Source organism: Tianweitania sp., from assembly GCF_032053605.1.
Lineage (GTDB): Bacteria > Pseudomonadota > Alphaproteobacteria > Rhizobiales > Rhizobiaceae > Tianweitania.
Window position 1 is genome coordinate 1 of the sequence record NZ_DAMBUH010000053.1, and the last position, 16,205, is coordinate 16,205.

A 16,205-nucleotide genomic window follows, 5' to 3' on the forward strand; every position below is an offset into this window, starting at 1 on the left:
CGCCCGCTGCGCCAGCGCCTGAGCGATCGCATCACCGGCATGCGCCGCGCGGTCGCCACGCTGCAGAGCGAGCCCGAAACGGCGTCGATCCGCACCATCAACCTGGCAGTTCTCGCTGGCGAAATCCGCAAGCTTGCCGGTTCGATCCATGCCGAGGTGAAGTCGACGGCATCCGAAGAGCTGCAGCTTTGGGCGTCCAAGCTGGCGCAGACCTGCGAAGCGCATGTCAACGATTCGCACACAGACGAAGCCGGCGTTGCCGCTCTGCGCGAACGCTTCCGAACCTTGCATGACCGTGCGCGCTTGCTGGCCTTCGAGATGGATTTCTCGTTCCTGTTCCGCGAAGACCGCAAGCTGCTGTCGATCGGCTATCGCGCCGACACGCATCAGCTGGACGAAAGCTGCTACGATCTGCTCGCGTCCGAAGCGCGTCTGACCAGCCTGTTTGCGATCGCCAAGGGCGATCTGCCGACCGAGCACTGGTTCCGTCTGGGCCGTCCCGTCACCGAGATCGGCTTCCGCGGGGCGCTCGTGTCGTGGTCCGGCTCGATGTTCGAATATCTGATGCCGCCGCTGGTGATGAAGGAGCCGCAAGGCGGTCTGCTCAACCAGACCAACAACCTGATCATCCGCCGTCAGATCAGCTATGCCCGTTCAAAGGGCATTCCGTGGGGCATTTCGGAAGCCGCGTTCAACGCGCGCGACCGGGAGATGACCTACCAGTACACCAATTTCGGCGTGCCGGGATTGGGCCTGAAGCGCGGCCTCGCCAACAACACGGTGATCGCGCCCTATGCCAGCGTTCTCGCATCGCAGTTCATGCCGCATGAGGCGGTGACCAACCTGCACCGCTTGACCGAGTTGGGCGCGCGCGGCCGCTACGGCTTCTATGACGCCGTGGATTTCACCCCGTCGCGCGTGCCGGAAGGCTCCGATCATGCGGTGGTGCAGAACTACATGGCCCACCATACCGGCATGTCGATCGTGGCCGTGGCCAATGTCGTGTTCGAAGGCCGCATGCGCGACCGCTTCCATTCCGATCCGGTGATCGTGGCGGCCGAACTCCTGCTTCAGGAAAAGGCACCGCGCGCCGTGCCGGTCACGATCGTGCGCACGGAAGCAGCCGAGCAGCCGGCGACCGGCGGCGAGGAACTGTCGCCCGATACGCGGCTGATCGAAAATCCGTTGGCAGGCGTGGTGTCCACCAACCTCATCTCCAACGGCCATTACTTCGTGATGACCACGGCGACGGGCACCGGCTACAGCCGGTTCAACGACCTCGCCGTAACCCGCTGGACCGGCGACGCGTCCGAAGACCGTTCGGGCTCCTTCCTGTTCGTGCGTGACTGCGACGACGGCGCGTGGTGGTCGGCAACGGCTGAGCCGAAGCGTGTCGAGGGCGAAGAAACGCGTGTCATCTTCGCCAATGACAAGTCGGTTTTTTCCAAGCGTGTTGGCCACATCCTGACGGAAGTGGAAGTCATCGCGGTGACCGAAGGCGACGGCGAAGCCCGACGCATCACTGTTTATAACGAAGGCGCTAGCGAGCGCACGATCGAGATCACCTCCTTCGGCGAGATCGTTCTGGCGCCTGAGATGGCCGATAGTGCCCATCCGGCCTTCTCGAAGATGTTCGTGGAAACGGAGATCGATCCGGCCAACGGCGCGATCTTTGCTACGCGCCGCAAGCGTTCACCGAGCGAACCGGACATCGCACTGGCGCATTTCGTGACGACCGATGCCGGCGGCCTTCGCGAAACGGAAGCCGAAACGGATCGCCGCGCCTTTATCGGCCGCGGCCGCACCATCGCCGATCCGGCAGCGCTTGATCCCAACGCACAGCTGACGGGCAGCGCGGGCTTCACCCTCGACCCCGTCATGGCCCTGCGAGCGCGCGTCCGTGTCCCGGCCATGAAGAAAGCCGCCCTCACCTTCTGGACGGTTGTCGGATCGAACCGGCAAGCGCTTCAGGACGCTATCGAACGGCTGGATCATCCCGAAAGCTTCAGCCGCCAGAGCATGCTGGGCTGGACCCACAGCCAGGTGCAAACGCGCCATGTCGGATTGACCTTGGCGGAAGCCGCCAATGTGCAGCGCCTGGCGCGCTACCTGCTGTTCCCAAGTCCTGTGACGCGCACGCCGCCGGACTCGATCTCAGCAGGCATGGGCGCGCAGTCGGCTCTTTGGTCGCTGGCGATTTCCGGCGACTTCCCGATCTTCGTTCTGCGCATCAGCGACCAGGCCGATCTCGGCATCATCGCCAAGGCGATGCGCGTGCAGGAATATCTGCGTTCGCGCGGTCTCACCGCCGATCTCGTGATCATCAACGAGCAGGCCTCGTCCTACGCGCAGGATCTGCAACAGGCGATCGAGTGGCATCGCGAAAATGGCAGCATGCGCGGCCATGATCTCGGACCGCGCCAGCACATCTTCTCCGTGCGCCGCGACCTGATGGACGAAGGCACCTACCGCACGCTTCTGGCGACGGCTCGCGTCGTTCTGCATGCCCGCCACGGCACGATCGCCGACCAGATCGAGCGCGCGGAGATTGCCGAACTCGAACTGCTGCAGGCAAATGGGACTGGCGAAAAGCCGACTGCAAAGCAGCCGATCCATCGCACGGCTGCGTCTTCCACCGAAGCCAGCCGCTCCTCGATCGCGCTGACCCATACCCCGCCTGCCACGCTGCAGAAGCGCGCCAGCGGACAGGGTCTGGAATCCTGGAACGGCTTCGGCGGCTTCGATCGCGCCGGCCGCGACTACGTGGTCCGTCTCGACGGCCGACGCTCCACGCCGCAGCCCTGGATCAACGTCATCGCCAACAAGGATTTCGGCTTCCACGTTTCGGCAGAAGGCTCTGCCTTCACCTGGAGCCGCAACAGCCGCGATTTCCAGCTGACGCCCTGGTCCAACGATGCGGTCAGCAACCGTCCAGGCGAAGCGATCTATATCCATGACCTGTCAGCCGGCACGACCTTCTCGCCGGTGGCCGGCGTGGTGCGCAATGAACACGCGGTCTATGAAGCGCGCCATGGTCAGGGCTTCTCGACCTTCACCGCCCGTCACGGGGGGGTTGAAACGGAGCTGACCCATGTGGTCGATCCCGCAGACTCCGTCCGCTTGTCGCGTCTCACGCTCCACAACAAGGGCGATGCCGGCGTCACGTTGCGCGTTTACGCCTATGCAGAATGGGTGCTGGGCCAGAACCGCGCACGCAATGCGCCTTACATCGTGTCCTGGCAGGAACCGGCCACGGGCGCCCTGCTCGCGCGCAATCCGTTCAGCCTCGATTTCGGCGAGCGCTGCGCATTCCTAGCCTCCGATGCGCCCGCGCAATCCGTCACCGTGGACCGTGCCGAGTTCATGGGACGCCACGGCAGCGTCTTGGCGCCGGAAGCGGCGATCACCGGCAAAGCCCTGTCCAACAAGGTGGAAGCCGGCATCGATCCTTGTTCGGTGATCGCGCGCGATGTGACGATTGCACCGGGCGAAAGCGCGGAGATCCTGTATCTCATGGGTGACGCCGGTTCGCCGGATGAAGCGCGCGACCTCTACACCAGGCATGCCGCGGTGGATTTCGACGAGCGGCTCAACACCATCGACGCGGAATGGAACCGCTTCCTCGGCACGCTGCAGGTTAACACGCCCGATCCCGCCATGAACGCGATGGTCAATGCCTGGCTGCCCTATCAGGCAATTGCCTGCCGGCTGCGTGCACGCTCGGCCTTCTATCAGGCAAGCGGTGCCTACGGTTTCCGCGATCAGTTGCAGGACACGCTGGCCTTTCAGTTGCATGATCCCAGCCTTGCGCAGGCGCAGGTTCTGAGTGCGGCCGGCCGTCAGTTCCCCGAGGGCGACGTGCAGCATTGGTGGCTGCCGCGTAGCGGCGCCGGCGTGCGCACGACCATCTCGGACGGCGTGGTCTGGCTGGCTTACGGCGCCCATAGCGCAATCACCGCCAGCGGCGACAGCTCGATCCTCGATCAGGAAATCCCGTTCATTGAGGGCGAACTTCTGAAGGAAGGCGAACACGATGCCTTCTTCACGCCGAAGACCTCTGAAACGACGGCAACGCTCTACGAGCACTGCGCGCTCGGGCTCGATCTCGCCATCAAGCGGACGGGTGCGGACGGTTTGCCGCTGATCCTGGGCGGCGACTGGAACGATGGCATGAACGGCGTCGGCAAGAACGGCGCGGGTCAAAGTGTATGGCTCGGCTGGTTCCTGGCAAAGACGCTGACCGACTTTGTGCCCTATGCCCGTCAGCGCGGCGATGCGACCCGGGTAGAAGCGTGGGAGGCCCATATCGCCAGCCTGAAGACCGCGCTGGAAACTGCGGCCTGGGATGGTGAATGGTATCGCCGCGCGACTTACGACGACGGCACGCCGCTTGGCTCGAAGGACAGCGACGAGTGCCGCATCGACTCGATCGCGCAATCCTGGAGCGTCCTGTCCGGCATCGGCCAGCCTGAGCGCCAGCAAATGGCGATGGATCAGGTCGAGCGTCAGCTGGTGGACAACGATCTGGAGATTGTGAAGCTCTTCACGCCCGCCTTCTCGAAGACGCCGAAGGAACCCGGCTACATCAAGAGCTATCCGCCCGGTGTGCGCGAAAACGGCGGTCAGTACACGCATGCGGCCACCTGGACTGTGTTCGCGCTGGCGGAACTCGGCCGTGCCGATGCCGCTTACCGTGCCTTCCAGATGCTGATGCCGGTCAACCACGCGCTGGATGAAGCGGCAGCTGAGCGCTACCGCGTCGAGCCCTATGTGGTCGCAGCCGACATCTACTCGTCGGACGAAAAGGGCGGACGCGGAGGCTGGACCTGGTACACGGGCTCTGCCGGTTGGCTTTATCGCGCTGCCGTGGAAGCTATTCTCGGCATCCGCCGTGAAGGCGATCGCATCTTCATTCAGCCGGTGCTGCCCTCGAGCTGGGACGGTTTCGAAGCGACCTTGCGGCTCGACGAAGCCACCTACGAGATCAAGGTGCAGTGCGGCGAAAACTACGAAATTTCGGTCATCGATACTGTCCTGAATGATGCGTTCATGCAGCATTCAGGCGCCGGGGTTCATGAAGTCAGGGTAATCGTTCCTCATTCCATTCCCTAGGGGAAGGAAAAGATGCCTGACCTTGATGCCAAGCTGGCTCCAGCGCCAGTTCATGTTGAATATCAAATGCTTGATTCAGCGGATGAAAACGCCGCTGGAGCAGGAAACAGGATTGCTCTCTCGCGACCCTGTTCCCGGGCGGGCATTCTCTAAGCTCACGTCGATATTTCATCAGCCGCTCATGATGCGGCGCACAAATTAAGACCTGGCCGGAGTTTCTGCTCGTGTCTCTTTTCGATATTTATCTTCGTGCTCTTTCCTATCTGGGCGCTGAAAAAAAGAAGGTCGCGCTAATCTGCGGCGCCAACGTAGTTCTGGCCTTGGTGACAATCGCCGAGCCGATCCTGTTCGGTCGCATCATCGACTCCATTTCCTCCACAGGCGATCTGTTCACGAACATGGCGATGTGGGCTGGCCTCGGCCTGTTCAACATCATCGCTTTCGTGTTGGTGGCGCGTTCCGCCGACCGCCTGGCGCATAAGCGCCGCGTCGCCGTGCTGGAAGAGTCGTTTGAGAAGACGATCACCATGCCGCTTTCATGGCACCAGACGCGTGGCACGTCCCAGTCGCTGCATACCCTTCTGCGCGCTGTTGAAACGCTGTTTTCGCTGTGGCTGGAATTCATGCGCACCCATCTCGCAACCGCTGTTGCGTTGGTGCTGCTAGTTCCCACCGCGCTGAGCATGGACCTGCGCATGTCGGCCGTGCTGCTGGTTCTCGGCGTGGTTTATATCGCGATCGGCCGCATGGTCATGAGGCGCACCAAGGACGGCCAGGCTGCAGTCGAAGGTCATTACCACCGCGTTTTTTCGCATGTGTCGGATGCCGTCAGCAACGTCGCCGTGCTGCAGAGCTTCAACCGCACCAGCACGGAAGCGCGCGAGTTGCAGCGTCACACTGGCGATCTGATCCGCGCTCAGTATCCGGTTCTCGACTGGTGGGCGCTGGCCAGCGGCCTGAATCGCATTGCCTCTACCCTGTCGATGATGATCGTTCTTCTGATCGGCGCCTGGATGGTGACGCGTGGCGAAATGCGCATCGGCGACGTCGTGGCCTTCACCGGCTTTGCGACCCTGCTGATCGGCCGTCTCGACCAGGTCAATGCCTTCTTCAACCAGATCTTCGAAGCCCGCGCCAAGCTGGTGGACTTCTATGCTCTCGAAGACGCTGTGGAAGCCCGTCAGGAGCCGCTGGGCACTGTCGACATGCCGAAGATCCGCGGCGACATCGTGTTCGACAATGTGAGCTTCCGCTTCCCGGGCGCGAACCATGGCCTGGACGACGTGTCCTTCTCGGTGAAGGCTGGTCAGACCGTTGCGATCGTTGGCCCGACCGGTGCCGGCAAGACCACGCTGATCAACATGCTGCAGCGCGTTTATGATCCTTCGGAAGGCCGCGTGCTGATCGACGGCGTCGATACCCGCACCGTGACTCGCCGCTCGCTTCGTGCCTCGGTTGCCACCGTGTTCCAGGATGCGGGCATGCTTAACCGCTCGATCGAGGACAATATCCGCGTCGGCCGTGAGGATGCTTCCTACGAAGACATCCATGCTGCCGCCAAGGCTGCCGCCGCGCAGGAGTTCATCCTGAACAAGAGCGACGGCTATGACACGATTGCCGGCGAACGCGGTTCGCAGCTATCGGGTGGTGAGCGCCAGCGTATCGCGATTGCCCGCGCTATCCTCAAGGATGCTCCGGTTCTCGTGCTCGACGAGGCGACCAGCGCGCTCGATGTGGAGACCGAAGAGCGTGTGAAGCAGGCGATCGACGATCTGCGTGCCAACCGCACGACCTTCATCATCGCCCACCGCCTGTCGACGGTTCGTGATGCCGACATGGTGCTGTTCATGGATCGCGGTCGCATCGTGGAAATGGGGGGCTTCGACGAACTCGCCGCCACCAACGGTCGCTTCGCCGGTCTGCTGCGCGCCGGTGGTCTGCTGTCCGACGACGATGTCCGCAAGATGGCCCGTCTGGCGGAAGCAGCCTAAGCCGCCTCCACCTTCAAGCATTAAAGAGCCCCTGCCCGTTTGCGGCGGGGGTTTTTCTTTGTAAAAACGTCGAAACACGGGCCGACGCCGGCACACCGCGTCATCTGCAGTTAAGGACACGACCATGAAACTTGCCGAAGCGCTCGTGCTGCGCAGTGATGTCGCCAAGCGCATGGAACAGGTCAAGGCGCGTGCGCTGCGCAACGCCAAGGTTCAGGAAGGCGACCAGCCTGCCGAAGATCCATCAGCGCTGATGGACGAGTATGACCGACTGGCTGCGGAACTCGAAACCCTGATCAGCCGCATCAACCGGACAAACAGCGAGACCCCGTTCATGGGTGCGACGCTCACCGAAGCGCTCGCCAAGCGCGACGTCCTGCGCCTGCGTCAGGCAGCCTGGCGCGATGTGGCGGATAGTGCGACAGTGACGCAGACCATCAAGACCAAGAGCGAAGTCCGCTTCAAGCCTGCCCTCGACGTTCGGTCCGCGCAGAAGCAAGCCGACGACCTGTCGCGCAACCTGCGCAATCTCGACGCAAAGATCCAGGAGGCCAACTGGCTCACGCCACTGAGTGAGTGATACGCAGTCGGTATCCGGCAGTCGAAAGCGAATACAACCCTTTCCGACGGGGCAAAGCCGGGTTGTACGTGCTAGGGGCAGCACGATGGCCGTAAGGTCACAAACAGCGCAAGCCCAGCACACAAACACCAGCATCGTGACTGTAACGCTGCATGACCATGTATTGGTTCGACGATCGGAGAGGGCGGGAACGGGGTTCGCTACATCGGCATCAGGCCGGTGGCGAAATGGCTGCGTAGAGAAAGCCGCTGAGATGGCTACCTCCAATACAAAAACGGCAACCGATTGCTCGGTCGCCGTTTTTCAGTTTCTAAGATGCTGCTCCGATCAGCGCTCGGCAGGTACCCGGGCAGGAACGAGCGTGCCGTCCTCGCGTACCGGCGTCGAACTGCGCGGCTTGACGTGGTTTGCAGCCAGCTTCGCGCTCTTCTGCAGGCCCTTGTACCAGTCGAGATAGAAGGCCAGTGCGAACTGAAGCGCGATGCCGGTGCTGATCAGCAGCGTGTCGAGCATCAGGCTTTCCGGCCGCGACATCTTGATGACCTGAGCCACCATCGCCAGCAGCGTACCCGCAATGAACACCGGCAGGGAGTGGCGGCCAAGGCTGGCGAGTGGATTGCTTTCCTTCAAGCGCGCCAATTCCGACAGGCCGGGGATCGCGACCAGCAGATAGGCAAGCGACAGCACATGCAGCAGACGCGGCAAGGACAGGAAGGTCTTGTCGAAACCCGTCAGCACGGCTGGCAGGCCAAGCGACGTGTCAACGCCCCAGAGCGGCACGCGCACCCAAGCGAAAGCAAGCACCAGATAGGCAGCGGCAGCAGTCATGAGCAGCGGATGCGCAACGATCCTCCCGCCGCGGCGAACATGCAGCATGCCGGCCAGACCGATCGCGAATAGGAACTGCCACGACAGCGGGTTCAGGAACCACATGCCTGGTGTCGGATAGTTGGGCGGCGCGACCTGATAAATACCTGCAAGCAGCCAGAGCGTACCCGAAACGGCAACCATGAGGCCCAGGCTGATCGTGCTGAGCCATAGCAAAGCGGGCAACAGCAGCATCACAGCCGCATACATGGACAGAATGTTGTTGTAGCCAAGCTGATGACCCATCGTCACGAGCCCAAGCAGGGCGCGCGCCGGATCGTCGATCATCGGCTCGATATTGATCTCGGCCAGAAGCGAAGGATTGGCCAGCCAGGTTGCGCCCAGCACGAAGATCGCAATCGTGGTCAAAGCCGTCATGATCTGCGTGACGTAAAGCACCCCTGCCCGTCGCAGAGCCTTCAGCGACATCAGCAAACGCACGCCGGGGATGAACTTGCCGCCATAGGCCAGTCCGATTGCAATGCCGGAAATCAGCACGAAGGCTTCGGCGGAATCGGAAAAGCCGAAGTTCTTATGTGTCGCGTTCTCGTAGATCGTGCCGGGAACGTGATTGACGAAAATCGACAGCAGCGCGAGCGCGCGAAACACGTCAATGCGCGTATCGCGGACAGTCTGAGGCTTAAGAGGCAAGTGCGGATCAGGAGTCATGAGCGGTTAAGCCCTCAGCTACATGATCGTTCCCAAACTGTCGTTCAGTTTTGCTGCATTGCGACATTTTCCTGGGGAAGATAACGACACGGCTGGTTGAGGCTTGACCGCCGGCCCGGTTAAGCCCGATCAATCCCTGGAACTTGGAGGCGACATGCAAACGATCTTCGACGGCCATAATGATTTGCTGCTTCGCTTGTGGAACGGGGAAAAAGCAGGGCGCGATCCTCTGAAAGAGTTCGCAGCCGCAACTGGCGCAGCCCATATCGACCTCAAGAAAGCGGCAGAAGGAGGACTCGTCGGAGGTTTCTGCGCGATCTACGTGCCCTCAGGCGATTTCTCGTTCGGCAAGCCGGATGCCCGCGGTCACTTCATGACGCCGGCGGCAGCACCCATCGAGCGCGCGCCGTCGTTGGAAGTGACGATGGCGCAGATGGACATCGCTTGCCGCCTTGATCGTGCCGGCCTGCTGAAGATCTGCCGCACCGTCGATGAACTCGAAGCCGCCATCGAAGCCGGCACATTCGCCGCGATCGCCCATATCGAAGGCGCGGAAGGCATCGGCGCGGATCTGTCGGGCCTTTACACGCTGTATGCCACCGGCCTGCGGTCGATCGGCCCGGTCTGGAGCCGCAACAATGTGTTCGGCCACGGCGTGCCCTTCGCCTACCCCTCCTCCCCCGACACGGGCCCCGGCCTGACCGATGCGGGCCGAGCGCTGGTCAAGGCCTGCAACGAGATGGGTATCCTGATCGACCTTTCTCACATCACCGAGCAAGGCTTCTGGGATGTGGCCAAGCATTCCACGGCGCCGCTGGTCGCGACCCATTCCAACGTTCATGCGATCACCCCGTCGGCGCGCAATCTCACCGACAAGCAGCTTGCCGCGATCAAGGAAAGCAATGGCGTCGTCGGCCTCAACTTCGCCGTCGCCTTCCTGCGCGAAGATGGCCAGGAGCGTGCGGATACCGGTATCACCACGATGATCCGCCATATCGATCATATGGTCGAACAGGTCGGCATCGACGGCGTGGCGCTGGGCTCCGACTTTGACGGCGCCATGATCCCGGCCGAGATCGGCTCTTCAGCGGGCCTGCAAAAACTCGTTGCCGGTCTGCAAAGCGCCGGATACGCTGAAGCCGACATAAAGAAAATCTGCCGCGAAAACTGGTTCCGCGTCCTGCGTCTGACGCTTCGCTGAACCCCTATCGACGGCCGCAACAACAACCATAATCGGGAACACAGATCATGATGATGTCGAAGATCAACGCACATGCCCGCCTGCTTTTTGCCGGCGCGGCACTTACGGCGCTCGTCGCTGCCAACGCCCCGGCCTATGCCGCCACGCCGGCGGACACGCTGGTTCTTGCCTGGGCGATCGATGACACGATCACACTCGACCCGGCAGAATCCTTCGAGTTGAGCCCGGCCGAGTTCCTCGGCAACGGCTACGACATGCTGGTGCGCCTCGACATCAACGACACCACCAAAGTGACGGGCGGCGTAGCCGAAAGCTGGTCGGTGTCAGAGGACGGCCTGACCTATACGTTCAAGCTGAAGCCCGGCATCAAGTTCGCTTCCGGCAACCCGCTCACGGCCGAGGACGTCGCCTGGTCGTTCGAGCGCGCGGTCAAGCTCGACAAGAGCCCGGCCTTCATCCTCACCCAGTTCGGTCTTACCGGCGATAACGTCACGGAAAAGGCCAAGGCCGTTGACGAAGGCACCTTCGTGCTGACCGTCGACAAGTCCTATGCGCCGAGCTTCGTTCTGAACTGCCTCACCGCAACGGTCGGTGCCGTGGTCGACAAGAAGCTGGTTTCGGAACATGCCGAAGCCGTCACGGTCAGCGCCGACAACAAGTACGATACCGACTTCGGCTATGCCTGGCTAAAGACCAACTATGCGGGCTCCGGTCCGTTCAAGATCCGCGATTGGCGCGCCAACGAAATCCTCGTGATGGAGCGCAATGACAACTATTACGGCAACAAGCCGGCGCTTAACCGCGTCATCTATCGCCACGTCAAGGAAAGCGCGACGCAGCGCCTGATGCTCGAGACCGGTGACGTCGATGTCGCCCGCAATCTCGATCCGGGCGATCTTGAAGCCGTTTCCAAGAACGCCGACCTGACCACGACTGACGCTGCCAAGGGCACGGTCTATTACATCAGCCTCAACCAGAAGAATGAGAAGCTCGCCAAGCCGGAAGTGCGCGAAGCCTTCAAATATCTGGTAGACTATGACGCGATCGGCTCCACGCTGATCAAGGGCATTGGCGAGATCCGCCAGACCTACCAGGCCAAGGGCGTGCTCGGTGCGCTCGATGCCAGCCCCTACAAGCTCGACGTGGCCAAGGCCAAGGAGCTTCTCGAAAAGGCCGGCCTGAAGGACGGCTTCTCCGTGACCTTCGACGTGCGCAACAACCAGCCGGTCACCGGCATTGCAGAGGCTTTCCAGCAGACCGCTGCGCAGGCCGGCATCAAGGTCGAGATCATCCCTGGCGACGGCAAGCAGACGCTGACCAAATACCGTGCCCGGAACCACGACCTGTATATCGGCCAGTGGGGCATGGATTACTGGGATCCGAACTCGAACGCGGAAGCCTTCACCTCGAACCCCGACAATGCCGACGAAGCCTCGGTCAAGACGCTGGCTTGGCGCAACGCCTGGGATATTCCCGAACTGACCAAGGAGTCCAAGGCTGCGCTTCTGGAGCGCGACGACCAAAAGCGAGCCGAAGGTTACAAGAAGCTGCAGCAGGAAGCGCTGGATACCAGCCCCTTCGTCATGATCTTCCAGCAGATCGAAGTTGCCGGGATGCGCAACAATGTGAAGAACTACAAGCTCGGCCCGAGCATGGACACGAACTTCGTTGGTCCTGTGACCAAGGAATGATCTGACGTCATGAGCGTCGTCTCCGATACGCAACCGGCGCCGCGAAGGCGCCGGGCCCGCAGTCTCGTCAAATCCTTGCTAGGCTTCCTGGTCGTGGTCATCGTGACCTATCTCGGGCTGCTCGCAGTGACCTTCTTCATCGGCCGCGTCATTCCGATCGATCCGGTTCTCGCGGTCGTCGGCGACCGCGCGCCCGCCAATGTGGTGGAACGCACGCGTCAGGAGCTCGGCTTCAACGAGCCGCTCACCACGCAATTCGTGATCTATGTGCAGAAGGCGCTATCAGGCGACTTCGGCCGTTCCGTGCTGACCACCAATCCCGTGATGACCGACATCAAGCGCGTATTTCCAGCCACGATCGAGCTGGCAACGCTCGGCACGCTGATCGGCGCGATCCTCGGCATTCCGCTCGGCGTTCTCGCCGCCGTCCGCCGCGGTGGATGGCTGGACCAGATCGTGCGCATTATCGGCCTGATCGGCTATTCCGTGCCGATCTTCTGGCTCGGGCTTTTGGCCCTCCTGATCTTCTATGCCCGCCTGCAATGGGTCGGCGGTCCAGGCCGCATCGACGTCGTCTACGAATATACATTCACGCCGATCACCGGCTTTTACCTGCTGGACTCCATCATCCAGCGTGATTGGTCGGCCTTCGGCAACATCATCTCGCATCTGGCGCTGCCCTCGCTGCTGCTTGGCTATTTCTCGCTGGCCTACATCTCGCGCATGACGCGGTCCTTCATGCTCAACGAGCTTAGTCAGGAATATATCGTCGCCGCGCGGGCCAAGGGCCTGTCCGAACGCCGCATCATCTGGCGCCACGCCTTGCGCAATGCCGCCGTGCCGCTGGTCACGGTGATCGCGCTGTCTTACGCCGGCCTTCTGGAAGGATCGGTGCTGACCGAAACCGTCTTCGCCTGGCCCGGCCTCGGCCTCTACATCACCAACTCGCTCCAGAACGCGGACATGAACGCTGTGCTTGGCGGCACGATCGTGATCGGCTCCGTGTTCATCGCCATCAACCTCCTGTCGGACCTGCTATACCGGCTACTCGATCCAAGGACGCGGGCACGATGAGCGTGATGGGAAACACGACGCCCCCGCCAATGGCAGAGGCGCAGTTGTCGCGTCGCGAATGGCTCCTGAGCGATCGTCCGACGTCGCGCACCCAAGCTAAGCTCGGCCGCGCTTACGTAGCCTGGCGGCGCTTTGCCGAAAACCGGCTGGCGCTGATCGGCCTGATCATCATCCTGGCTCTGGTACTTATCGCGATCTTCGCCGATCTGCTGGCGCCCTACTCGCCGACGATCGGCAATCTCGCCACCGCGCGCCTCTTGCCGCCCAGCTGGGAACATTGGCTCGGCACGGACGACCAAGGCCGCGACATCCTTTCGCGCCTCATCTACGGCTCGCGTCTGACGCTCTATGTCGTTGTTCTCGTTGCCATCATCGCGGCCCCCATCGGCCTTCTGGTCGGTACAGTGTCAGGCTATGCTGGCGGATGGGTCGATGCAGTTTTGATGCGCATCACCGACATCTTCCTGGCGTTTCCCAAACTCGTGCTTGCCCTGGCGCTGGTTGCAGCCCTTGGGCCCGGCATCGAAAACGCGGTCATCGCGATCGCCGTCACGTCTTGGCCGCCCTATGCCCGTATCGCGCGCGCCGAAACCATGCAGGTGCGCAACTCCGATTACATCTCGGCCGTACGGCTGATGGGTGCCTCGCCGATCCGCATCGTCCTGCGCCACATCATGCCGCTCTGCATGTCCTCGCTGATCGTGCGCGTGACGCTGGATATGGCCGGCATCATCCTGACCGCCGCCGGTCTCGGCTTCCTCGGCCTGGGCGCGCAGCCTCCGCTGCCGGAATGGGGTGCGATGATTGCGTCCGGCCGCCGCTTCATCCTCGACCAATGGTGGGTTGCGGCTGCACCGGGCGTGGCAATCCTGCTGGTCAGCCTCGGCTTCAATTTGCTGGGCGACGGTCTGCGCGACGCGCTTGACCCGCGGAGTTCTGGGCAATGAGCGCGCCTTTGCTGGAAGTGCAAAACCTCGCCGTCCGCTTTCCAACCCGCACCGGCACGGTGGATGCCGTGCGCGGCGTATCCTTCACGCTGGGACGCGAGCGGCTGGGCATCGTCGGCGAAAGCGGATCGGGCAAGTCGCAGACCGGCCGCGCCATCCTCGGCTTGACCGCGCCGAGCGCGCAGGTGACGGCGGACAGGCTACGTTTCGACGGGCAGGATCTGCTTACGATGGGCGATGCGGAGCGTCGACGCCTGCGCGGCAAGCGCATCGCCATGGTTCTGCAAGACCCGAAATATTCGCTGGATCCGGTGATGTCGATCGGCCGCCAGATCATGGAGACGCTGCGCACGCATGAGCGCGTGTCGCGCAGCGAAGCGCGTGAACGGGCGCTTGCGATGCTAGAAGCTGTGCAGATCCGTGATCCCAAACGCGTCTTCGACCTTTACCCGCACGAAGTCTCGGGCGGCATGGGCCAGCGCGCGATGATTGCGATGATGCTGATTGCTGGGCCGGAACTGCTGATCGCCGATGAACCGACCTCCGCACTCGACGTTACGGTGCAGCTGGAAATCCTCGCCATTCTCGACAGTCTCGTGCGCGACAAGGGCATGGGGCTGATCTTCGTGTCGCACGATCTGCGGCTGGTATCCTCGTTCTGCGACCGCGTGCTGGTGATGTATGCCGGCCGCGTCGTGGAGGAGATTGCCGCACGTGACCTGTCGCAGGCCCAGCATCCCTATACGCGAGGCCTTCTGAATTGCATGCCGAAGATCGGAGCAAGCCGCCATCCGCTTCCCGTTCTCGAACGCCAAGTGGAATGGGCACGATGATGGCTGACACCGTTTCCACCCCTGCCCTGTCGATCCGCGGCCTCGAAGTCACCTATGACCATTTTCGCGCGCTGAAAGGCGTCAGCCTCGACATTGCCCCACGCGAAAGCTTTGGCTTGGTCGGCGAAAGCGGCTCGGGCAAGTCGACGCTGCTGCGCGCTGTCGCCGGCTTGGCGCCGGTCAGCGCCGGTACGATCGCGCTTGATGGGCAGACCTTGGGCAATCGTCGCGACAAGGCGTTTTATCGACGCGTCCAGATGGTGTTCCAGGACCCTTACGGCTCGCTACATCCACGCCATACCGTTGACCGCCTGCTCCGCGAACCGCTCGACATCCACGGCGTCAGCGATGGCGAAAGCCGCATCAATCGCGCGCTGGATGAGGTCGGGCTCGGCTCAGGTTTCCGCTTCCGCTATCCGCACCAGCTTTCCGGCGGCCAGCGCCAGCGCGTGGCGATCGCCCGCGCCCTGATCGTGGAACCGTCCATTCTGCTGCTAGACGAGCCGACATCCGCGCTTGACGCATCGGTTCAGGCCGAAGTCCTCAACCTGCTGGAACAGATCCGCCGCGACCGCGCGCTGACCTTCGTCATGGTCAGCCACGATCTCGCCGTCGTCACCCATATGTGCGACCGGCTGATGGTGATGCAGGATGGCGCGGAAGTGGAGCAACTGACATCGGCCGAACTGGCCGAGCGCAGCGTCGCGAAGGACTATACAACCAACCTTCTGCGCGCCAGCGAAGGCTTTACCCGCCGCCAGTCGGCGTAAGAACGCGCCCTTAGCCGAAGATGCGGTCGCCTTGCTCATCCACGAGCTGGCGACCCTTCACGATCGAAATGTCGGCGGCCGTATTGATGTCGCCGAAACGGTCGGCGCGCACGAAACGGTGCTCCTTCAGCTCGCCGTCGATCTCCTTGGAAACAACACCGCAGGTCTGGAACTCCGAGCCTTCCTTGTAGGGCGTCGCCTTGATCAGGAAGCCCTTATGCTCGAGCTCCTTGACCGGACCCGCTGGTGCCGCCGGCTTGGCCTCGGAGCCGCCGCCAAACAGCTTCTTCAGAAATGACATCACTGGCTCCTCATGGCTTAACTTGACCACTGACCTAGCGCATCAGCCTTCCCGCTTCCAGCACAGGCTTAGTCACGTTGCAGGTGAAGAACGATCTCGCGGCGATGCGGTGCGGCACGGTGTTCGAACAGGTAAAGCCCTTGCCAGGTGCCGAGCGCCAACCTGCCGC

The 16,205-nt window shown here is 62.3% G+C and carries 11 protein-coding genes and 1 pseudogene; 9 read left to right on the forward strand and 3 right to left on the reverse strand.

Translation table 11 applies throughout. From position 1 onward, the window contains the following. The 3 genes from RTX98_RS12745 to RTX98_RS12755 form a co-directional block, all read left to right on the forward strand. Nucleotides 1-5,112 (forward strand): GH36-type glycosyl hydrolase domain-containing protein (locus RTX98_RS12745; RefSeq protein WP_312797004.1); only part of this gene is annotated, 5,112 nt, incomplete at its 5' end. Nucleotides 5,113-5,336: 224 nt separating this feature from the next. After that, nucleotides 5,337-7,103 (forward strand): glucan ABC transporter ATP-binding protein/ permease, encoded by a 1,767-nt coding sequence (locus RTX98_RS12750; protein WP_312797006.1) that lies wholly within the window; start codon nucleotides 5,337-5,339, stop codon nucleotides 7,101-7,103. A gap of 124 nt (nucleotides 7,104-7,227) precedes the next feature. After that, nucleotides 7,228-7,683: a DIP1984 family protein gene (locus RTX98_RS12755; protein ID WP_312797007.1), complete on the forward strand. Its 456-nt coding sequence runs from the start codon at nucleotides 7,228-7,230 to the stop codon at nucleotides 7,681-7,683. 327 nt (nucleotides 7,684-8,010) lie between these two features. Here the strand turns inward: RTX98_RS12755 and RTX98_RS12760 are convergent, their stop codons facing one another. Then, entirely contained in the window at nucleotides 8,011-9,201 is a 1,191-nt protein-coding gene (locus RTX98_RS12760) for an OpgC family protein (protein WP_312797008.1), read from the reverse strand. A 172-nt stretch (nucleotides 9,202-9,373) separates the two neighbouring features. On the opposite strand from RTX98_RS12760, the gene RTX98_RS12765 reads away from it, so the two are divergent. The 6 genes from RTX98_RS12765 to RTX98_RS12790 are packed head-to-tail and all read left to right on the forward strand — an operon-like array spanning nucleotide 9,374 to nucleotide 15,735. Further along, a complete protein-coding gene (locus RTX98_RS12765) occupies nucleotides 9,374-10,420 on the forward strand; it encodes a dipeptidase (protein WP_312797010.1) in 1,047 nt (348 codons plus the stop codon). A 47-nt stretch (nucleotides 10,421-10,467) separates the two neighbouring features. Then, the gene (locus tag RTX98_RS12770; RefSeq protein ID WP_312797012.1) at nucleotides 10,468-12,111 is read left to right on the forward strand and encodes an ABC transporter substrate-binding protein; all 1,644 of its coding nucleotides are present in this window, start codon (nucleotides 10,468-10,470) and stop codon (nucleotides 12,109-12,111) included. Between the two features lie 9 nt (nucleotides 12,112-12,120). Next, entirely contained in the window at nucleotides 12,121-13,185 is a 1,065-nt protein-coding gene (locus RTX98_RS12775; protein WP_189502752.1) for an ABC transporter permease, read from the forward strand. 5 nt (nucleotides 13,186-13,190) lie between these two features. Continuing rightward, nucleotides 13,191-14,132, forward strand: a complete 942-nt coding sequence (nikC, locus tag RTX98_RS12780) for a nickel transporter permease (RefSeq protein ID WP_416223120.1) — start codon at nucleotides 13,191-13,193, stop codon at nucleotides 14,130-14,132. Continuing rightward, a complete protein-coding gene (locus RTX98_RS12785) occupies nucleotides 14,129-14,965 on the forward strand; it encodes an ABC transporter ATP-binding protein (protein ID WP_312797013.1) in 837 nt (278 codons plus the stop codon). The genes nikC and RTX98_RS12785 overlap by 4 nt, the downstream gene beginning before the upstream one ends. Then, a complete protein-coding gene (locus RTX98_RS12790; protein ID WP_312797014.1) occupies nucleotides 14,962-15,735 on the forward strand; it encodes an ABC transporter ATP-binding protein in 774 nt (257 codons plus the stop codon). Before RTX98_RS12785 ends, RTX98_RS12790 begins: the two co-directional genes overlap by 4 nt. A 10-nt stretch (nucleotides 15,736-15,745) precedes the next feature. On the opposite strand, the gene RTX98_RS12795 is transcribed toward RTX98_RS12790, so the two are convergent. Both RTX98_RS12795 and RTX98_RS12800 read right to left on the reverse strand, forming a co-directional pair. Then, complete coding sequence (locus RTX98_RS12795; RefSeq protein ID WP_189502754.1) at nucleotides 15,746-16,036, reverse strand: HlyU family transcriptional regulator; 291 nt, start codon at nucleotides 16,034-16,036, stop codon at nucleotides 15,746-15,748. 68 nt (nucleotides 16,037-16,104) lie between these two features. Beyond that, nucleotides 16,105-16,205 (reverse strand): annotated as a pseudogene (locus RTX98_RS12800) (YjbQ family protein); the annotation flags it as partial.